General features: G+C 70.1%; 18 protein-coding genes. 11 read left to right on the top strand and 7 right to left on the bottom strand.

The genetic code is table 11. The features are described 5' to 3' along the window. The gene (locus ABD882_RS10480; RefSeq protein WP_345186719.1) at positions 1-1,134 is read right to left on the bottom strand and encodes a DegT/DnrJ/EryC1/StrS family aminotransferase; all 1,134 of its coding nucleotides are present in this window, start codon (positions 1,132-1,134) and stop codon (positions 1-3) included. Next, positions 1,127-2,938 (bottom strand): polysaccharide biosynthesis protein, encoded by a 1,812-nt coding sequence (locus tag ABD882_RS10475; RefSeq protein WP_345186717.1) that lies wholly within the window; start codon positions 2,936-2,938, stop codon positions 1,127-1,129. The genes ABD882_RS10480 and ABD882_RS10475 overlap by 8 nt, the downstream gene beginning before the upstream one ends. A gap of 303 nt (positions 2,939-3,241) precedes the next feature. Here ABD882_RS10475 and ABD882_RS10470 point away from each other — a divergent pair, with 303 nt between their 5' ends. From ABD882_RS10470 to ABD882_RS10455, 4 genes are all read left to right on the top strand, one after another. Then, on the top strand, positions 3,242-4,354 hold the full coding sequence (locus ABD882_RS10470; RefSeq protein WP_345186715.1) for a glycosyltransferase: 1,113 nt from the start codon (positions 3,242-3,244) through the stop codon (positions 4,352-4,354). A 33-nt stretch (positions 4,355-4,387) separates the two neighbouring features. Further along, positions 4,388-4,675, top strand: a complete 288-nt coding sequence (locus ABD882_RS10465) for a PqqD family protein (RefSeq protein WP_345186714.1) — start codon at positions 4,388-4,390, stop codon at positions 4,673-4,675. 44 nt (positions 4,676-4,719) lie between these two features. Then, positions 4,720-5,748, top strand: coding sequence for a UDP-glucose 4-epimerase GalE (gene galE / locus ABD882_RS10460; protein WP_345186713.1), 1,029 nt, complete (start codon positions 4,720-4,722; stop codon positions 5,746-5,748). Positions 5,749-5,988: 240 nt separating this feature from the next. Continuing rightward, positions 5,989-7,740 (top strand): DUF4012 domain-containing protein, encoded by a 1,752-nt coding sequence (locus tag ABD882_RS10455; RefSeq protein ID WP_345186712.1) that lies wholly within the window; start codon positions 5,989-5,991, stop codon positions 7,738-7,740. 187 nt (positions 7,741-7,927) lie between these two features. Here ABD882_RS10455 and ABD882_RS10450 read toward each other — a convergent pair whose 3' ends face one another. Both ABD882_RS10450 and ABD882_RS10445 read right to left on the bottom strand, forming a co-directional pair. Continuing rightward, the gene (locus tag ABD882_RS10450) at positions 7,928-9,103 is read right to left on the bottom strand and encodes a hypothetical protein (RefSeq protein WP_345186711.1); all 1,176 of its coding nucleotides are present in this window, start codon (positions 9,101-9,103) and stop codon (positions 7,928-7,930) included. A 117-nt stretch (positions 9,104-9,220) separates the two neighbouring features. Then, a complete protein-coding gene (locus ABD882_RS10445) occupies positions 9,221-10,531 on the bottom strand; it encodes a UDP-glucose dehydrogenase family protein (protein ID WP_345186710.1) in 1,311 nt (436 codons plus the stop codon). Between the two features lie 306 nt (positions 10,532-10,837). Here ABD882_RS10445 and ABD882_RS10440 point away from each other — a divergent pair, with 306 nt between their 5' ends. Continuing rightward, positions 10,838-11,086, top strand: coding sequence for a FitA-like ribbon-helix-helix domain-containing protein (locus ABD882_RS10440; protein ID WP_345186709.1), 249 nt, complete (start codon positions 10,838-10,840; stop codon positions 11,084-11,086). Beyond that, the gene (locus ABD882_RS10435; protein WP_345186708.1) at positions 11,083-11,505 is read left to right on the top strand and encodes a PIN domain-containing protein; all 423 of its coding nucleotides are present in this window, start codon (positions 11,083-11,085) and stop codon (positions 11,503-11,505) included. Before ABD882_RS10440 ends, ABD882_RS10435 begins: the two co-directional genes overlap by 4 nt. A 327-nt stretch (positions 11,506-11,832) precedes the next feature. On the opposite strand, the gene ABD882_RS10430 is transcribed toward ABD882_RS10435, so the two are convergent. After that, a complete protein-coding gene (locus tag ABD882_RS10430; protein WP_345186707.1) occupies positions 11,833-12,528 on the bottom strand; it encodes an endonuclease/exonuclease/phosphatase family protein in 696 nt (231 codons plus the stop codon). A gap of 161 nt (positions 12,529-12,689) precedes the next feature. Between ABD882_RS10430 and ABD882_RS10425 the strand changes: the two genes are divergently transcribed. Beyond that, on the top strand, positions 12,690-12,968 hold the full coding sequence (locus ABD882_RS10425; RefSeq protein WP_345186706.1) for a helix-turn-helix domain-containing protein: 279 nt from the start codon (positions 12,690-12,692) through the stop codon (positions 12,966-12,968). Next, on the top strand, positions 12,955-14,214 hold the full coding sequence (locus tag ABD882_RS10420; RefSeq protein ID WP_345186705.1) for a type II toxin-antitoxin system HipA family toxin: 1,260 nt from the start codon (positions 12,955-12,957) through the stop codon (positions 14,212-14,214). The genes ABD882_RS10425 and ABD882_RS10420 overlap by 14 nt, the downstream gene beginning before the upstream one ends. Before the next feature lie 24 nt (positions 14,215-14,238). Here the strand turns inward: ABD882_RS10420 and truA are convergent, their stop codons facing one another. Beyond that, positions 14,239-15,117 (bottom strand): tRNA pseudouridine(38-40) synthase TruA, encoded by an 879-nt coding sequence (gene truA, locus ABD882_RS10415; protein WP_345186704.1) that lies wholly within the window; start codon positions 15,115-15,117, stop codon positions 14,239-14,241. A gap of 190 nt (positions 15,118-15,307) precedes the next feature. Here truA and ABD882_RS10410 point away from each other — a divergent pair, with 190 nt between their 5' ends. After that, entirely contained in the window at positions 15,308-16,888 is a 1,581-nt protein-coding gene (locus tag ABD882_RS10410; protein ID WP_345186702.1) for an AMP-binding protein, read from the top strand. 122 nt (positions 16,889-17,010) lie between these two features. On the opposite strand, the gene ABD882_RS10405 is transcribed toward ABD882_RS10410, so the two are convergent. Further along, positions 17,011-17,475, bottom strand: a complete 465-nt coding sequence (locus ABD882_RS10405; RefSeq protein ID WP_345186701.1) for a GtrA family protein — start codon at positions 17,473-17,475, stop codon at positions 17,011-17,013. 68 nt (positions 17,476-17,543) lie between these two features. On the opposite strand from ABD882_RS10405, the gene ABD882_RS10400 reads away from it, so the two are divergent. Next, positions 17,544-18,383, top strand: a complete 840-nt coding sequence (locus ABD882_RS10400; protein WP_345186699.1) for a glycosyltransferase family 2 protein — start codon at positions 17,544-17,546, stop codon at positions 18,381-18,383. Beyond that, positions 18,380-19,891: a hypothetical protein gene (locus tag ABD882_RS10395; RefSeq protein ID WP_345186697.1), complete on the top strand. Its 1,512-nt coding sequence runs from the start codon at positions 18,380-18,382 to the stop codon at positions 19,889-19,891. Before ABD882_RS10400 ends, ABD882_RS10395 begins: the two co-directional genes overlap by 4 nt. Positions 19,892-20,052: the final 161 nt, after the last annotated feature.

Genomic DNA, 20,052 nt, shown 5'->3' with positions numbered 1-20,052 from the left:
TCAATGCGCTCCAAGGAAACGCCCGATGGAGTCGAACACGCGAGCTCGTTGCTCTGCGGTCAATGCCGAACCGCTCGGCAGCGTGAGCCCTCGCGCGAAAAGCCGCTCGGAGGCCCCGTTGAAGACTCCGCGGAATTTTGCGAACACCGGTTGCCGATGCATCGGTTTCCAGAGTGGGCGACTCTCGATGTCATCCGCTGTCAGTGCTGCGGAGAGATCGGTCACGTCCCACCCGGCGACGTCGCGATCGACCAGGATCGACGTGAGCCAGGCGTTGTCTTCTGCGTCATCGGCGCCACCGAACACCTCTGCGCCTGCCACATCCGCGAATGTGCTCTTGTAGAGCTCGCGCATCTCCCGGCGGCGGGCGAGCATCGAGTCGAGACGCACCAGCTGCGCACGGCCGAGCGCCGCGAGCAGGTTGCTCATCCGGTAGTTGTAGCCGACATCGATGTGCTCGTAGTGCGCGACAGGCTGGCGTGCCTGCGTCGCCAAATAGCGAACTCGCTGGGCCAGTTCCCCGTCGTCGGTGAGGAGCATTCCTCCGCCCGAGGTTGTCATCACCTTGTTCCCGTTGAACGACACCGCAGAGACCCGCCCGAAGCTTCCAGCGGCTTTGCCCCGATGAGTGGCGCCAAGCGACTCCGCTGCGTCCGACAGCACGGGAACCCCGAACTCCTCCGCAATCGCCAAGATCGAGGTGTAGTCCACGGTCTTGCCGAGCAGGTCGACCGGGACGATCGCGGACACAGTGGCACGCTCATCCCGCAGCTGCACCAGCGCCTGTCGGAGCAGGGCGGGATCCATGTTGCCCGAGGTCTCGTCTGCGTCGACGAAGAACGGCTCTGCACCGGTGTACATGACCGCATTGGTCGTCGCGGCGAAGGTCATGGTCGAGGTCACGACGACGTCGCCGGGCTTCACACCGAGCGTCAGCAGTCCAAGGTGGAGCGCCGCTGTGCCAGAACTCAGCGCAACGCCGTGCCCGACACCGACACGCGCGGCGAGCTCGGCCTCGAACGCATCCACATCGGGACCGAGCGGGACGATCCAGCCGGAGCGGATCGCCGCCACAACAGCATCCTCCTCGCTCTGAGTGACGTCCGGTAAGGACATGAGGATGCGTTCAGCCATTCGACGATTCTCTCAGGTGGGTCGCACCGTTGACGAACTGCTCCACCACGACTCGATCCACCACGGCGGTGTCGTTGTTGCGGGGCTCCTCAGCCATCCGCGCCTTCCAGCCGTGGATGTCGAGCCGTTCGGGGCTGATCACGTCGGCGTGCGCGTGCGAGATCTGCGGGTGGAACGGGCGCTCGAGGCGCTCCCGATCCCCCACCAGCTCTTCGTGCAGCTTCTCCCCGTGGCGGAGGCCGGTGAACACGATCTCGAGCTTCTTGCCCGACATCGTGATCATGCGCTTTGCCACCTCGAGGATCGACACCGGCTCGCCCATGTCGAGGATGAGCACCTCGCCGGCCCGGCCGATCCCGCCGGCCTGGATCACGAGCTGGCACGCCTCGGGAATGGTCATGAAGTAGCGAGTGGCGTCGGGATGCGTCACCGTGATCGGCTTGTCTTCCGCGATCAAGCGCTGGAACGTGGGCAGCATCGATCCGCGGCTGCCGATCACGTTGCCGAAGCGCACCGAGAGGTACTGCATGCCGGTCTCTTCGCCCGCCCAGGCGGTGAGCTTCTCAGCGACGCGTTTGGAGTGGCCGAGCACACTCGTCGGGTTCGCCGCCTTGTCGGTCGAGACGTTGACGAAGTGACTCACTCCGACGCGGCGCGCGGCCTGCAGCACGTTGAGGGATCCGACCACGTTCGTCTTCCACGCCTCGTCGGGGTACTGCTCCAGCATCGGGAGGTGCTTCAGCGCGGCGGCGTGGAACACCACCTCCGGCCGGCGCTCGTCAAAAATCGCATTCAGCACGGGCACGTCGCGGATGTCGGCGAGCACGACCTCCTTGGAGTCGAGCAGGCCGTTGCCCGAGGTACCGAGCTGCGCGGTCTGCAGTCCCGTCTCGTCGCGGTCGAGCATGATCAACTCGGCGGGCCCATACTTTGCGAGCTGGCGGCAGAGTTCCGATCCGATCGAGCCGCCCGCTCCGGTGACCAGCACACGCTTGCCGGTGACGTAGCCGGCGATCAGCTCGACGTTGGTGTCGACCGGGTGCCGGCCGATGAGGTCTTCGATCTCGATGTCGCGCACATCCACTTTCGCGCGGGCGTCGAGCGTGAGGTCGGTGACCGTCGGGGTGACCGATACGGCCAGTCCGGCCGCGTCAGCCGCATCGCTCAGCTTGCGCAGCACCACGCTGTCGGCGTTTCCGAGCGCGATCACCATTCGGGTCGCCCTGCTCTGCTGCGCGATCTCGGAGAGTTGAGAGGTGCGCCCGAGCACGGGGACGCCACGCAACCGCAGGTTGCGCTTCGCCGGATCGTCATCGATCAGGCCGACGGGGCGGATCGGCGACACCGGGTCGGTGATGATCGTGTGCAGCAGCCGATCGCCGACATAGCCCGCGCCGACGATGAGAACACGCTCTGCGGCATCGCCCGGCTTGCGGGAGCGCTCGATCGCGAACCGCGACAGGTAGCGCATCCCGAACATGAGCAGCAGCACGAACGGGCCCGCGAGCAGCATCGTCGCGCGGGGCACCCCGATGGCATTGCCGAACGGCACGACGACCAACGAGAGCACCACGACGATGCCGAGGGTGATGATCGCGAGGGTCCGCACGACCTCGAACGACCCGAAGGAGTATCTCCCCCGGTACAGGGCGACGTAATAGCCGACGGCGATCTGGATCGCTGCAGCGACCACCCCGAGCAGGATCATCGCGGCCCACCCCTGGAGCGGGAGAGTGAAGTCCAGGCGCAGGGTCACCGCCAGAAAGATGCCGACGATCCAGGCGAGCCCGTCGAGTGCGGCCATCAGACCACGTCGGCGTCGCTGCTGCAACGGAATGCGAATTCCTCCGGTCACTGCGTCAAATCTCTCCGAACTCACCGCTCCACCCCAATCCTCGATCGCACACCGCTCGCGACTCCCCCTCGTCGAACGCACACGCACCGATATTCTCCCACACTGAAAGTGTGCTGTGAGAGCCCTGGGCTCCGCCGGACGCGTCGGCGCATTCCGCACCCTCGAAGTCGTGTCCTGCCCGAACGTCCAGCCACTAGCATCGGGAGACATGATCCGCGTCCGAGGAAAGGCCCGCTGCCGAGCGAGGCCGGCATGACGGGCCTGCTCGTCCACGAGTGGATCGAGTCGACCGGCGGCGCGGAAGTCGTGCTCGAGGGCATGGTCCGCGCGTTCCCCGGCGCCGACATCCAGTGCCTGTGGAATGACGCCTCGGATCGGTTCGCCGGCACGCCGGTGCGCGAGACCTGGATGGCCCGCACGCCGCTGCGGCGCCACAAGGCCCTCGGCCTGCCGTTCGAGCCCTTCGTCTGGCGATCGCTGTCGTCCGGAACGTCGTACGACTGGATGCTGGTGAGTTCCCATCTGTTCGCGCACCACGCCAGGATCCGCGGTCAAGACATTCCGAAGTACGTCTACGCGCACACGCCCGCGCGCTACATCTGGGCGCCCGACCTCGACGAGCGAGGCAACAACCCGTTGGTGAGGATCGCCGCACCCGGCTATCGAGCGCTCGATCGCCGACGGGCGGCGGAGGCGACGGCGATCGCCGCGAACAGCTCATTCGTGCGCGAAAGGATCGCCCGCAGCTGGGAGCGTGACGCGGTCGTCATCCACCCTCCCGTCCCGACGGATCGGATCCTCGCCGTCTCCGATTGGACGAGCGAAGTCGCCGCAGACGGCGAGCGGCGACTGCTCGATGCGCTCCCCGCCACATTCCTTCTCGGAGCCTCCCGCTTCGTGCCCTACAAGCGGCTCGACCTGGTGATCGCCGCCGCCGAGCGCCTCGATCTTCCGGTGGTCATCGCCGGCCGCGGGCCCGATACGGACCGCCTCACTGCCCTGGCCGCGGCAGCCCGCGTTCCCGCCCAGGTGATCCTGAACCCGTCGACGCCGACGCTGTACGCATTGCTGCAGCGCAGCGCGGCGTACGTGTTCCCTCCAGTAGAAGACTTCGGGATCCTCCCCGTCGAGGCGCAGGCCGTCGGCACCCCGGTCGCCGTCGGTCCGGTGGGAGGGCAGACGGAGGCGGTGACGCCCGGCGTGAGCGGAATCATCGCGGAATCGGCCGACGTCGACGGGTTCGCGGCGGCGATCGATGCGGCACTGCGTGTGCGCTCGTTCGACGCCCGGGCGGTCACGGAGAGGTTCAGCCCGGCCACGTTCCAGCGACGCATCCGGGCGTTCGTGGGAGGCGCCGGGGCGTGATCATCACCGCTCGTGCTTCGCTAGGCTGACCGCGTGACCGGGGAGCAGAGCGAGATGTGGCGGATCGCCGACGACGTCGCATGGACCGCGAGCGGCAACGACGTCGTGGCCCTCGATCTCGTCGCCCTCGACGCCCATCCGATGACGCTCCAGGAGACCGCCGCCTACGTCTGGGAAGAGCTCGCCGCCAGCGGGCCGATCACCGCGGACGCCCTCGTGCGCACCGTCGCCGACGCCTACGCCGTGGGCGAGGAGATCGTTCGCGACGACGTTCTCCGGTTGCTCGCACAGCTCCAGGCGCAACACCTCGTCACCGTGTGACGAACTTGCTGTTCCCGACCAGACCCGACGCGGAGGATCCTCCCATGCATGTTCTCGTGACCGGCGGCGCCGGTTTCATCGGCTCCCACACTGCGGTGGCGCTGCTCGAACGCGGGCATCGCGTGACGATCGTGGACGACTTCGAGAACAGCTCGCCCGTGGTGATCGATCGGATCGAGCAGATCACCGGACGCCGGCCGGAGCTCGCCCAGGTCGACCTTCTGGATGAGGCGGCGTTCGACGCGGTGTTCGCGGCGGCCGCTCCCGATGCCGTGATCCATTTCGCGGGCCTGAAGGCGGTCGGGGAGAGCGCCGCCGACCCGCTGCGCTACTACGCGCACAATCTGGGCAGCACGTTCTCGCTGCTGAAGGCGATGAAGAAGCACGGCACGCGGACGCTGGTGTTCTCCTCGTCGGCAACGGTGTACGGCGATGGGCAGCAGCCGCCCTACACCGAGGACGGCGGGCAGCTCGATGCGACGAATCCGTATGGCATGACCAAGGTCATGCTGGAGCGGATCCTCGGCGACGTCGCGACGGCCGAACCGGATTGGCACATCGCGCTGCTGCGCTACTTCAACCCCATCGGCGCGCACGAAAGCGGTCTGATCGGCGAGGATCCCGGCGGCATCCCGAACAATCTCGCGCCCTTCATCCTGCAGGTCGCGGTCGGACGGCGGGCCGAGGTCAGCATCTACGGCGACGACTACCCGACCGCCGACGGGACGGGAGAGCGCGATTACATCCACGTGATGGATCTCGCCGAAGGACACGTGGCGGCCCTCGAACAGCTGCCCGAGGTGGACGGATCGCGGGCGTGGAATCTGGGCACCGGATCCGGCACCTCGGTGAAGCAGCTGATCGCCGCCTTCGCGGAGGCGTCGGGGCGGCCGATCCCGTCTCGCGTGGTTCCGCGACGTGCCGGCGACCTGCCGCGTAGCTGGGCCGACACGACTCGTGCTTCGGTGGAGCTCGGCTGGAAGGCCACCCGCGGGATCGCCGAGATGGCTCGCGACGGCTGGCGCTGGCAACTGCAGAACCCGAACGGCTTCGCGGGAGAAAAGGCCGACTGACCCTTCGACAGGCTCAGGGACCGGGACCCTTCGACAGGATCAGGGGGCGGGGCCATGGTCAAGGATCCGCGGGATCCCTAGACTCACAACGTGCCTTCCCGACACGAAGACCGTGAGGCGCGCCCGGCCTCCGAAGGATCTTCACCCGAATCGGACGGTTCTCTCGCACGCCTTCTCGTCGGTGCGGAGCCGAGAGAAAAGAAGCGCCGTCGTCCTCTCCTGAAGAGCGCCCGGTTCTGGGTGCCGATCTCGATCCTGCTCGTGCTCATCGCGGTCGCGATCGTCGGAGCGATCGCAGCCAAGCACCTCTACGACCAGGCGATGTCGGCCAAATCCGACCTCGAGAAGGCGATCCCGCTCGTCGACCAGGTGCAGAAGAGCATGCTCGCCGGCGACCCGGCGAGCGCCACGGCGACGGTCGCCCAGGTGTCCGCGTTGACGGCCTCCGCCGAGAAGAAGACGAGCGGGACCCTCTGGAAGAACGCGGAGTGGGTGCCGGTCGCCGGGCCCAATCTGGTGGCGGTGCGGATCCTGGCCGGATCCGTCAACTCGCTCGTGCGGGATGCGGTGTCGCCCCTGACTGCGATCGACGTGAAGGCGCTGATGCCGAAGGACGGCGCGATCGATGTCGCCCACCTGACGGCGCTCGCCGGCGACGTCGATGCGGCGGACAAGACTCTGAAGACGATCACTCAGCAGCTCGCGAAGATCGACCGCTCCGCGCTCATCCCGCAGGTCGCGAGCGGCGTCTCACAGCTCGATTCCGCGATCGCCAAGATCGAGCCGATCCTCACCCCCGCGCACAACGCCCTGACGATCCTCTCGAAGGCGCTCGGCGCGAACGGCCCGCAGAACTACCTGCTCATCTTCCAGAACAACGCCGAGTCGCGCGGCACGGGTGGCAACCCAGCCGCGATCGCGATGCTGACCGCGGACCACGGCAAGATCTCGATGACGCAGCAGGCCTCCTCGGCGAACTTCAACACCGGTCGTGCGGATCCGATCATCGCGCTCGATCCGCAGCTGGAAGCGCTGTACGGCACGAAGACCGGCCGTTACATCCAGGACACCACCCTCTCGCCGAACTTCAGCGATACCGCGAAGATCATCCGCGCCTTCTGGGCCGAGTCGTACGGGACGCCCATCGATGCCGTCGCGTCGATGGATCCTGTCGCGCTCAGTTACCTGCTCAAGGCGATCGGCCCCGTCACGATGCCCACCGGCGACGTGCTGACCTCCGACACCGCCGTGCCGATCCTGCTCAGCGACGTCTACGGACGCTACGGCGGCGTCAAGGCCGAGCAGGATGCGTTCTTCGCCTCCGCCGCCAAGAGCGTGTTCGACGCGCTGCTGCACACCCACGCCGACCCGAAGGCGCTGCTGACCGCGCTCTCCCAGGCGGCGAACGAGGGCCGGCTGATGTACTCGCCCAGCGATCCCGCTCAAGCCGCCCTGCTCGCGGGCACCCCGGTGGGCGGAACCCTGCCGGCCGACAACGCCAAGACCACGGACCTCGGCGTCTACGTCGACGACGTCACCGAGGGCAAGCTCGACTACTACATGCAGATGGGCATCGCGGCGAAGAGCACCCAATGCCAGAAGGACGGCACCCCCACCTTCACGACGACCGTGACGATGCAGAACACGCTCGCCCCGAGCGCGGTGGCCGGCCTGCCGGTCTACGTCTCACCCGCACGGTTCTTCCCCAAGGGCGACGTCTCCAGCGACATGTACCTCTACGGCCCCCTCGGGTCGACGCTGACCGGCGTCACGATCGACGGACAGCCGGTCGCTGCGACGGGTCAGCCGCACCTCGGCCGCACCGCGGTGAAGGTGAACGTGCTGACCGTGCCGGGGCAGACGGCGACCATCGTCGCGACCTTCACCGCACCGGCCGGATCCTTCGGTCCACTCGAGGTGCGGCACACGCCGATGGTGAAGGCGACGCCGGTCACGATCGACGCCCCGGGGTGCGCGGCGGCGCCGAAGTAGCGGCGGGCCCTTCGACAGGCTCAGGGGCCGGGGTGTGCCTGGGCGGGCCTGGCACGTGGCCCGCGGGTGCACGGGATCCTGCCCACTGCACGGCTTCTTCACGCAATTTTCCCGTGCACTCGACAATTGCCCGTGCAGCCGGCGGCGCGGTGGTGCCCTTCGACAGGCGCAGGGGCCGGGGTGGCGGTCAGGGGGTCGGCGGCGGCGGGATCACGATGACCGGCGGGTCGGTCGGTGTCGGCGTGGGATCCGTCGCTGGTGGCGGCGGGGTCGGCGTGGTCGTGTCTGGCGGCGTCGGCTCGGGGGACGGGGCGGGGGTGCCGCCGTCGGATCCGCCGGAGTTGCTCGCGTTCTGCTCCGCGATCGCGCGCGCCTGGTCAGCGATGAGTGCGGCGAGCGCCGCCCGCCACGCGTCCAGCGCCGCGAACGGCGTCGGCCCGAACGGATCGGCTGCGGCGGCTGCCGTCGCGGCATCGGTCGCCGCCGTGCGGACGGACTCGGCGGCGTCCGGGTTGTTCGCGACCGCGGTCGCGGCGAACGCCGGGATGGACTGCCGGAAGGTGGTGATCGCGCTGCGGAACCCCGTGGTTGCGGTGGCCAACGAGGACTGCGCCGAGGCGACATCCTGCTCGCGCTGATCCAGCGTCTTGGTGCTGGCCGTCGTCCCCGCGTGCTCCGGCACCTTCACCGCGGCGATCGCGGCGATGTACGCCTGGCGAGCCGTCTCGGCCGCGACTCGATTGGCTTCTTCGCTGGATCCGGCCATCGCCGCCAACGGCGCGGCGAACGACGCGGCACTCGCCTGCGCCGCCGTCACTGCGGTCGCGAGTGCATCGACCGTGTCGTTCACCCGCGTGATCCGCGCGGAGTCGACGGTCGGCGTCGGAGACTCCACCGCCACCGGGATCGACACGGCGGGGGTCGCGAGCGCCCACCCCGCCCCGAGCAGGGTGACGATGGCGCCGATGCCCATCGCGATCCGCTGCGTCCGGGTCATGCTGTACGTGGGAGCCGCGTGCTGCGGCTGGATCCCGGCATTCACCGGGATCGGCCGCGTGGGCGTCGCGGAGTGCTCCCCGTCCGCCGCAGCGGGCGGGCCGCCGAACAAGGCGTGCAGCTCTCCGGTGAAACCCGCGTCGCCCGCGCGCGCAGGCGGCGCGGCGAACAGCGCTCCCACCTCGTCCCGCGGGATACCCGCCGGATCCTCGTCCTGCCCATGCGCGAACAGGGCCGACAGATCATGCGCCGACTGGCCGAAGTCTTCGGTCTCCGCTCCGGCGTCGGTGCCGGGAGGCACACCGGTGCCGTCGCCGGGAGTGCTGCCGACGTTGCGGGGGTCGTCGTTCAGGCGATCATCGGGCATAGGTCCTCGCCTCCAAGTCGACGGCCGATCACTAGGGACTCTATCGAGCGGAGGGCGGCTCCGGTGCCAGCGGCACGGGGAGGCGACGGTGCCGCTGGTGAACCCGTGCAGGCGCGGTCAGGGCCGGCCCATCCCCAGATACGTCCAGCCGGCGTCGCGCCAGGCTACCGGGTCGAGGCAGTTGCGGCCGTCCACGACGATCCGCCCGCGGGCGAGCGACGCGGCGTGCGCGGGCGTCAGCTCCCGGCGGTAGAGGTCCCATTCGGTGACGAGCACCAGCGCATCGGCCTTGCGGATCGCGGCATCGCGATCCTCGACGTACTTCAGCTGCGGATGCAGGATCGCGGCGTTCGGGATCGCTTCCGGATCCGTCACGGTCACCTTCGCGCCCAGCCCCCGCAGCCGGGTCGCGACATCGAGCGCCGGGGAGTCGCGCACATCGTCGCTGTGCGGCTTGAACGCCGCGCCGAGCATCGTGATCCGCCGCCCCACCACGCTCCCGCCGAACGCGTCGACGACCAGGCGCACGGCGTGCTCGCGGCGGCGGAGGTTGATGGCGTCCACCTCGCGGAGGAAGCCGACCGAGGCGCCGCGGCCCAGTTCCTCCGCCCGGGCCGCGAACGCCCGGATGTCCTTCGGCAGGCATCCGCCGCCGAACCCGATCCCGGCGCCCAGGAAGCGCCGGCCGATCCGGACGTCGTGCCCGAGCGCGTCGGCGAGCAGCGTGACGTCGGCGCCCGATGCCTCGGCGATCTCGGCCATCGCGTTGATGAACGAGATCTTCGTCGCGAGGAACGCGTTCGCCGCGCCCTTGACGAGCTCGGCGGTCGCGAGGTCGGTGGCGATGAAGGGGCTGCCCGCCGCGATCGGCGCTGCGAACACGGCCCGCAGCACGTCCGTGGCCCGCCGCCCCGCCTCGTCGTCGACCGCGCCGACGACCAGGCGATCCGGGTGCAGGGTGTCCTGCACGGCCCAGCCCTCGCGCAGGAACTCGGGGTTCCACACCAGCGTCGCCCCGGCCGCCGCGACCGCCTGGAGCAGCCCCGCGGCGGTGCCCACCGGGACGGTGGACTTGCCCGCGACGACATCCCCGGCGCGCAGGTGCGGCACGAGCGACGCGAGCGCGGTGCGCACGAAACGCAGATCGGCGCCCGACGAGTCCGGCAGCTGGGGCGTGCCCACGGCGAGGAAGTGCACCTGCGCGCCGGCGGCCGCGGCGAAGTCGTCCGTGAAGGCCAGGCGGCCGCTGCGCACGCCCTCGGCGAGCAGTTCGTCCAGGCCCGGTTCGAAGAAGGGCGCGCGACCGGCCGCGAGCGCGGCGATCTTCGCCGGATCCGTGTCGACCCCGATCACCTCGTGCCCGAGCGACGCCATCGCCGCCGCGTGCACGGCCCCGAGGTACCCGCAGCCGATCACAGACATCCGCATGCGACCAGATCACCCCGCGCGCCTCACCGGCACACGTCGTCCGCGCGTCGTGTCGGCAACGGGACGGTGAACGGTTGGCGGGGTGGCGGCGGCTCCCCGGCTGCCCCCTCTCCCCCTCCACCGCTGCTCCCCTGACGCCAGATGCCGCTCCCCGGGCGGCTCAAGGGCACCTGGCGTCAGGCGAGCAGGCAAACGGGCGCCCTCGACCGCAGACGCCCCCGACCACGGGCGGGGAAAGAGACGAGACCGGACCTACCAGCACCCACGGGCGCAGCGCATGATATCGTTGATATCGGAGGCGCTCACATGGCCCAGTTGCTGATCCGGAATCTGCCCGACGAGGTCAAGGCGGCGTTGCGGCGCCGTGCGCACGACAATGGCCGGTCCATGGAGGCCGAGGCGCGCGCGATCCTGGTCGACCTGGTCCTCCCCCGCGCGGAGGATCCGGTGCTGCTCTGGCTCGAGGACGCCGACGACCTGCGGGAGCGCGGACTCGGATCCGATCTCCCCGAGCCGCAACGCAGCGCTCCTCGCCTCGCGGTGACCTTCGAATGATCGTCGTCGACACGAACATCTGGTCGGAGACTCTGCGCGACCACCCGTCTCCTCTGGTGCTCGCGTGGATGCGCAGGCATCATTCCGAGGTGTTCCTCCCCGTCGTGACCCGGCACGAGCTCCGGGTCGGCGTGCTTCAGCTGCCCTCGGGACGCCGACAAGACTCCCTCGGCGCACTCATCGATCGCATGCTGGAGAGAATGTCTGCGCGGACTCTGCCCTACGACATCGCGGCCGCCGAGGCGCACGCCCGGATCCGCGCCGCCGCACACGAAGCGGGCCGGGCGCTTTCCGCGGAAGACGGGCAGATCCTGGGGATCGCCGCCGCGCACGGCGCCTCGGTCGCCACGCGCAACGTGCGGGACTTCCAGGCGCACGGCGTCCCGATCATCGACCCGTGGACGCCGCCGGAACCGTGACGCCTCGCGCGCTCCCCTGACGCGGGCGCCCGAGCCGCGACCACGCACCCTCCCCGCCCCTGCTCGCTCTACCCCTGCTCGCTCTCCACCCCTGCTCTCTCTACCCCTGCTCGCTCTCCACCCCTGCTCTCTCTACCCCTGCTCCCCTGACGCCAGATGCCGCTCCCCGGGCGGTTCAAGGGCGCCTGGCGTCAGGCGAGCAGGCAAACGGGCACCCCGGGCCGGCTGCGCACCGACGACGACCGCGAGCCGCAGCAACCGCCACAACCGACGCGACCACCACGACCGCCGCAACCGCCGCAGCGACCGCAACGACCGCAACGACCGCTACTGCGGGTGGGCGGTGACGAGGATCGGCAGGTGATCCGACTCGCCCTGCGGCAGCGTGCGGACCGACTCGACGACGAAGCCGGAGGCCGCGGCGAAATCGTAGAACCCGCGGAACACCCGATAGCGCGTGTAGGTGTGCTGGTCGCTCATGACCAGCTCGTAGCCGACGTCGCGCATGTGCTCGGAGAGGCGCTCCTTGAATACGGGATAGTTGAAGTCGCCGACGATCAGCTGCGGCAGCCCCCAGCCGAGCTCGGACAGCTCCGACAGCGCGGCCCGGATCTGATCCCGCCGCAGGGCGTTGCGCGCGGTGAGCGGAGCCGCGTGCAGCGAGGCGATGAGCAGATCGCGGCCCGCGTCGATGTCGCGCAGCCGCACGCCGAGCAGCCGCTCGTGCGCCGGACGCAGCACCCGATCGTGCAGCGACTTCTTCACCGAGACCGCGGCCATGTCGACGAGGTTGAACGCGCTGGCCCGGTAGTAGATCGCGAGCCCCAGCCGGTTCTGCTGCGTGGTGTGCGCAAGGACCAGGCCCCCCGCGGTGTCCGGCAGCGACGCGGTGTCTCCCTCCTGCAGACAGAGCACGTCGGGGTCATGGGCGGCGACGAGGGCATCGAGCTCATGCACCGCCCGGTGCTTGCGCAGGTTGTAGGAGATGATCCGCACGGGCTCCACCGTACTCGCGCCCGGCATGGGGCTCCTGAGCGGGCGCGGGTGCGAGGGGCGGGCAGGCGCGAGACGCGAGTCGCGAGCGCCGAGCAGCGATGTCTGAATAATAGGACGCGATCCCTTGTCTTGATATTCAGACATAGAGTAATGTTTGAATTTCAAGACATGAACGAGGGAGCGCATCGATGACCGAGATCGAGATCCGTCGGCCCGCTGATCTCGGGCGGCTGATCGGACGTGTGCGCACCTCCCGCGGTATTCGCCAGGAGGAACTGGCCGAGCAAATGGGGTTCGCCCGCAGCTACCTCGCCGCGCTCGAGTCCGGGCGCGTGACGGTACAACTGAGCCGTCTGTTTCGCGTGCTGCGCGCGCTCCGGATCCGGGTCTCCGTCTCCTTGGACCTCACCGACACGACGACCCAGAGCCCTGCCGAGGAGAGCGGCCCTGCCCATGCCACTCGATGAGCTCATCGTGTGTCTCGGCGCGGAGCGCATAGGGACCATTGTCCGCTCCCGAGCCGACCGGCGTTCCGTCGTGTTCACCTGGGACTCCGCCGCACGAAACGAATCGATCCGGCTCAGCGAGGGCTTCGCCGCTGTCCCTGGCCTTGCCCCCGATCAGCGACTCGTCTCCCGATTCTTCGGCGGCTACCTTCCCGAAGGCAGTCAACGGCTGGCGATGGCCGAGCAGCGCGGTATCCGGCAGGATGATCTGTTCGGCTTCCTTCGCGAATACGGCGGATCCCTCGCCGGAGCTCTCTCCTTCCGTCAGCGAGACGAGCAGCCCACATACGCGGAGCTCTCGCCCTCGGCACTGAATCGCGCCCTCAAGGAAGCCATCGGGAAGCGCAATCAAGGCACCCGGGACGACAGCCGCTCGATGATTCCCGGGTTTCAGCCGAAGGTCCTCGTCGCGCGCTTCGGTTCGGGAGGGTGGATGCTGCCGCACGGCAGCGCCCATTCGACACATATCCTGAAGCCGGCGCGGCCGAACGAGGAGAGTCGGATCCTCGATGAGCACTTCGCACATGAACTCGCTCGCTCAGCAGGGCTCTCGTCCTACGGCAGCGAGATCCGCAAGGCGGGCTCCACGCGCTACCTTGCGATCGAACGATATGACCGCGAGGTGCAGGGCGACCAGGTCGTCGCCCTGCACCAGGAGGATGCGGCGCAGGCGATGGCACTCGACTGGGTCGACGACACGGCGAAGTTCCAGGATCCTGGGCACCCTCGAAATCCGCAGCGCGCGAGCGCGTACCGCGTTGCAGAAGTCGTCGCGGGCCTCGACGAGGAGCCGCTCACGGCCTGGTTGCGCCAGCTGACGTTCCGCGTCGCCATCGGGGACAACGACGGCCACGCGAAGAACGTCGGCATCATCCACAGACAGGGCACCGATGACGTGAGCGACCTGTACGACGCGGTTCCCAACCTGTTCCAGGCCGGACGCGTCGATTGGACCCTTGCTTTCGCCGTGGACGGCCAGTTCGATCATCGGAAGCTGACCGCCGAACATCTGATCCGCGAGGCGCGCTCCTGGGGCATGCGCGAACGCGACGCCGAGTCCACGGTGCGGCAGACTCTGGCCGCGGTGGCGGATGGACTTGCCCATGTGAGCCCGCACCCTGACGCCACACCGCGCGTCGCCGAAGCGGTCGGACACTACGTCGCCCGGTTGCGCGAGGGATCGATGATCGGCCAGTTCACCCGCTGAATCCGGATCCGCGAGCGCGGCGCATCAGGCGTCGAGCTCGCGGCGGTTCCTGGTCTGCTCGGCCCGCGCGGCGAGCAGCGCATCGGCCGGATATCCGACCTCGGTGAGAGTCAGGCCGCGCGCGGCGAGCACCTTGAACTCGCTCGTGCGGGTGAGCTCGTCGCGGAGCCGGCCGAGATCGGCGATCTCGAGGCGCCCCTCCCCCACGGCCGCGCAGGCGCCCACGAGTGCGCGCACCATGCTGTGGCAGAACGCGTCGGCCTTCACCTCGGCGACGAGCACACCGGTGGCGTCGCGCGTCCAGCGGTAGTCGAGCAGGGTGCGGATCGTCGTCGCCTCCTCACGCGCCTTGCAGTAGGCGGCGAAGTCGTGCAGCCCGATCAGCGTCTGGGCCGCCTCGTCCATCGCGGCCTCGTCGAGCGTGCCGCGGATCGTCGTGGTGTCGTGGCGGAGCAGCGGATCGTATCCGGCACGGTCGTCGGCGAGCCGGTAGCGGTAGCGCCGCCACACCGCGGAGAACCGGGCGTCGAACCCCTCGGGCGCGAGCGAGGTGCGGGTGACTATGACGTCAGGATACTGCCCGAGCACGCCGTTGATCCGGCGGGCGAGGGCTCGGGCCGGGACGGCCGAGCCCGCCTCTCCCGCCGCGTGGCCTCCGGCGGCCGCACGCCCGTTGCGCGACGCCACCCGCGCCCACTGCTGCTCGTCCAGGTCGACGTGCGCCACCTGACCGGTCGCGTGCACGCCCGCGTCGGTGCGCCCCGCGACGACGAACTGCACCTCCGAGCCGACGATCCGCGCCAGCGCCGCCTCGAGCGTGCCCTGCACCGTGCGCAGCGTCGGCTGCCGCGCCCACCCCCGGAAGTGGGTGCCGTCGTAGGCGATGTCGAGACGGATGCGCACGGGTCCAGGCTACCCGGGACGGATCCGCCGCCTCACGCCGCCCTCACGCCGCCGGCCGCCGCGCGTCTGCGACCCCAGGCGTGCCGGCCAGCCACGCACACCCCTGGGACGCGGTGCCCTCTTGTGCGACACTGAACCTCAAGCGACGGCGGCGCCCGACCGCAGCGCGACCGCGATCGAAGGAGATCCCATGGTCAGCAGCACCTTCCCGGACGTGGAGATCCCCGACGTCTCCGTGCACGAGTACCTGTTCGGCGACCTGGCCGAGCACGACCTGGATCGGGTCGCCCTCATCGACGGCATGAGCGGAGCGGAGACCACGTACCGCCAGCTCGTCGGGCAGATCGACCTCGTCGCCGGAGCGCTCGCCGCGCGCGGCATCGGCGTCGGCGACGCCGTGGGCCTGCTCTGCCCGAACGTGCCGGCCTTCGCGAGCGTGTTCCACGGGATCCTCCGCGCCGGGGCCACCGCCACGACGATCAACGCGCTCTACACCGCCGACGAGATCGAGAACCAGCTCCGCGACGCCTCGGCGTACTGGCTCATCACGGTCAGCCCGCTGCTGCCGCAGGCGCAGGCCGCGGCCGACGCGCTCGGACTGCCCGCCGACCAGCTCATCGTGCTCGACGGCGCCGAGGGCCACCCGTCGATGCGCGATCTGCTCTCCGAGGGGCATCACGCGCCGGTGATCACCTTCGACCCGGCCACGCACGTCGCCGTACTGCCCTACTCCTCGGGCACGACGGGGCGCCCCAAGGGCGTCATGCTCACGCACCGCAACCTCGTCGCCAATGTCGTGCAGAGCACGATCTCGATCGAGTTCACGGACGAGGATCGGATCCTCGCGGTGCTGCCGTTCTTCCACATCTACGGCATGACCGTGCTGCTGAACCTCGCGGTGCGCCTGCGCGCCACGCTCGTCACGATGCCGAAGTTCGATCTGGTCGAGTTCCTGCGCATCGTGGCGGAGCAGCGCACCAGCTGGCTGTTCATCGCACCTCCGATCGCGGTCGCGCTCGCCAAGCATCCGCTGGTCGCGCAGTACGACATGAGCGCGGTCAAGGTCGTGTTCTCCGGTGCGGCGCCCCTCGACGGAGCCCTCGCCCACGCTGTCGCCGAGCGGCTGGACTGCATCGTGCGGCAGGGATACGGCATGACCGAGACCAGCCCCGTGACGCACACGATCCCGGTCGAGCGCGACGACATCGACCTCTCCTCGGTCGGACTGCTGATCCCGAACACCGAGGCGCGGCTGCTCGCCGAGGACGGATCCGACGTCGCTGTTCCCGCGGGGGGCGCGAGCGATCCTGGCGAGCTGCTGATCCGCGGACCGCAGGTCATGAAGGGGTACCTGAACCGTCCCGACGCGACCGCCGACATGCTCGACACCGACGGCTGGCTGCACACCGGCGACGTCGCGACGATGACCGCGGGAGGCGTCTTCCGGATCGTTGACCGGCTCAAGGAGCTCATCAAGTACAAGGGCTACCAGGTCGCGCCCGCCGTGCTCGAGGCCGTGCTGCTGGAGCATCCGGCGATCGCCGACGCGGCCGTGATCGGCGCTCCCGACGAGGACGGTCAGGAGGTGCCGAAGGCGTTCGTGGTGCTGCAGCCCGGCGTCGAGCTCGACGCCGAGGGCGTCAAAGCGCATGTCGCGGCCCACGTCGCGCCGCACGAGAAGGTGCGCATCGTGGAGTTCATCGACCGGATCCCGAAGTCCAGCTCCGGCAAGATCCTGCGCAAGGATCTCCGCGCCCGGCCGCAGGGCTGAGCCCGCCGCGGGGGTGAGCCCGCCCCGCCCCCGCGAGAAACCACTTCTGGCATGAGACACCACACCTGCAGTGGTGTCTCATGCAGGATCTGGTTTCTCGCGTCCTGGACGCCGAGCCGGGCTCAGTCCGCGGGCGAGACCGGCGCCGGCTTCGGCGTGCGGCGGAAGACGACGTAGTGGTACAGGAAGAACCGCACCACGACGATGATCGCGATGCTCGCCAGGTTGACGATGTTCACCAGGGCGGGGCCCGGCGCGCGTCCGGTGGAGCCCTGCACGAGCTCGGCGCCCAGCCAGACGATGCCCGCCCCGAGCCCGGTGCAGATCAGGTTCACCGCGAGGAACAGCAGGATCTCTGCGACGCGGCCGCGGCGATCCCGATCCTTGAACGCCCACTCCCGGTTGCCGATGTAGGCGTTGATCAGGGCGACCAGCGACGCGGCGATCTTGGCGACGACGAGGTTCCACCCGAAGGCGTAGACGAAGAGGTTGAACGCGCCGACCTCGATGAGGGTGCTGAGCCCGCCGACGATGAGGAAGCGGGTGCCGACCCCGGCGAGACGGCGCAACCGGGAACGGCGATCCATAGCCCCACTAGACTACCCGGGGAACGCCCGGCCGGGACGCGTCCACCCCTGACAGCTGAGGTTTCTGAGTGCAGTACGCCCATCTCGCCGTCGTGATGCCGGCTTACAACGAAGCCGAGGGCATCCGCGGTTTCATCGATGAGATCCGCTCCGCGGTCGCCCCGCTCGCCGAGCGCGTGACGTTCGTGGTCGCCGATGACCGGTCCACCGACGGCACACCTGCCGCTCTCGCCGACGCGGACGATGTGCGCGTCGAGACGCAGCCCGCCAACCGCGGGCACGGTCCGACCGCCCTCGCCGCCTACCGGGCCGGCCTCGCCCTCGACCCCGACGCCCTCCTGCACGTCGACGGCGACGGACAGTTCCTCGGATCCGAGATCGCCGCGGCCGTGCGCGCCCTCGCCTCCACGGGCGCGGACGTCGTGCACGGCGTCCGCCGGGACCGCACCGACGCCTGGTACCGGCGCGTGCTCACGGCGTGCGTGCGTCTGCTGATCGCCGCCGCCGTCGGCCACGGGATCCCGGACGTGAACACCCCGCTGCGCGTGTACCGGCCCGATGTCGTGCGCATGCTCGTGGGCGCGGTGCCGAGCGACGCGCTGGTGCCGCACGTGCACTTCTCGCTCGCCGAGGTGCGCGCGGGGCTGTCCGTGCGCTATCTGCACGTGCGCAGCATCCCGCGGCGTGGAGCATCGGCGACCGGGACCATGTGGGGCAAGGTCTCCCGCCCGTCCCTGCCGCCGAAAAAGCTCGTGCTGTTCGCCCTGCACGCTCTCGGCGAGGTGTGGCGCTGGTCGCTGCGCCCCGGCGCTCCCCTGCGCGGCGTCGAGTACACGATCGAGTCGGACGCCGGGCCGGGGGCGCCTGGGCCCGCGTCGCCCTCGCCCGCCGGGCCCGCGTCGTCATGAGCCGGCGCCTCGCCGGAGCCCTGTTCTGGATCCTGCTCGCCGCCCTGCTGGCCGCGAACGCGATCGTGATGTGGCACAGCCTCATCGTGCTGCGGTTCTGGGAGGACGAGGCGTTCAACCTGACCGTGCCGCGCAACCTGCTCGCGGGCCTCGGCTACACGAGCGACGGGACCCTGTCGGGATCCACGCTGACGCCGTTCGATCCGCGGATCTCCACCGGACCCGTCGTGCTGCTCCCCGTCGCCGCCGTGCTGGCCACCGGGATCGACCCGGTGATCGGCGCGCGCCTCGTGCCCCTCGCGTACTGGGTGCTGCTGCTCGCTGGTCTCGGGATCCTCGGCCGCCGCCTCGCGGGACCGTTCGGCGCACTGCTCGCGGTCGCCCTGCCGCTGGCGTTCAACACGGCGGGGAGCGTCTCGCCGATCCAGGGTCCGGCGGATCTGCTGGGCGAGACCGCTGCCGCGGCGTGGATCGCGTGGGCGCTCATCGTGCTGCGCCGCCGCGCGTGGCTGGCAGGTCTCCTGCTCGGGCTCGCCGTGCAGGCCAAGCTGATCGCGCTGCTCGCGCTGCCCGCGTTCGCCGTGGCGCTGTTCCTGCTCACCCCGCCGGGGCCGTTCCGCGTGCGGCTGGTCGCGACGCTGCGCCGCGGGATCCTGCCGCTCGTGCTCGTTGCCGCCCCCACAGTGCTGATGGAGCTGGCCGCGCTGGTCTCGCTCGGCCCCTCCGGGTACGCCCGGCACGTGCGGTCGCTCGGAGGGTTCCTGCTCAGCGGCGGCCAGCACTTTGCGCCGACGACCGTCCCGGAGAAGCTCGGCACGCTCGCGGGCGCCTGGTTCGTGCCGTGGTGGCTGGTCGCGATCGCCGCCGTGCTCGCGGCCATCGTCATCGGGCTCGCCGCGTTCGGGGGGCGGGATCGCGGGCCGTGGCGGGAACGGACGCGGGATCGGTGGCGGGATCGGGATCCGCAGCTCGTCGCACTCGGGATCGGATCCGCCGTGGGGCTGCTCGCGTTCGTCGGCTGGTGGGCGCAGGCCGCCCAGCTGCCGCTCTGGGTGCGTCATCCCGCGGTGGGCGTGTTCGCGTTCGCGCCGATCCTCGCCGCCGTCGCCGTGCGCGCCGTGACGGCTTTGTGGCGTCGCCGAGCCCCCGGTGCTGGCCGCACCGCGGTTCGAGCGCTGACGGTGGTCTCCGCGGCCGCCCTGGTGCTCGTGGCGGGCGGCGGTGCCGGTGGTGATGCGCTGCGGGCGTTGAGCCCTCCGACAGCGCAGACGCTGGCGGAGCAGCGCACGGCTGCCGCGCCGATCGCCGCGTGGGTGCGCGAGAACCGCATCGAGTGGATCGCCGCCAAACCCTGGGGATCCCCCGTCTCGACGATCGTGCTCTCCGGCGCGCACGTCGGCCTCTTCGACGCCCCCGCGATGGAGCACACGCGCACCCTCGGCCCGGGCCCCTGCGCCGGCGCGCCTCTCGTCACGGCCCCCGACGCGGTCGTCTGCCCCGCCCCCTGAGGCGGTGGCGGCGCCCGCGGGCGCTCGCTCGCCCGCGCTGCCCGCGCGACCGCGGCCACCACCTCTGCTCGCCTGTCGCCAGATGCCCCTTCCTCGGCGCAGCAGCGGCATCTGGCGACAGGCGAACCGCGGTGCAAGGGGCTGTTAGCGTCTGGCGAGCG

Origin of the sequence: Microbacterium panaciterrae (assembly GCF_039541635.1) — a bacterium.
GTDB classification, from domain to species: domain Bacteria; phylum Actinomycetota; class Actinomycetes; order Actinomycetales; family Microbacteriaceae; genus Microbacterium; species Microbacterium panaciterrae.
This window is presented reverse-complemented; position numbering and strand designations above follow the sequence as displayed.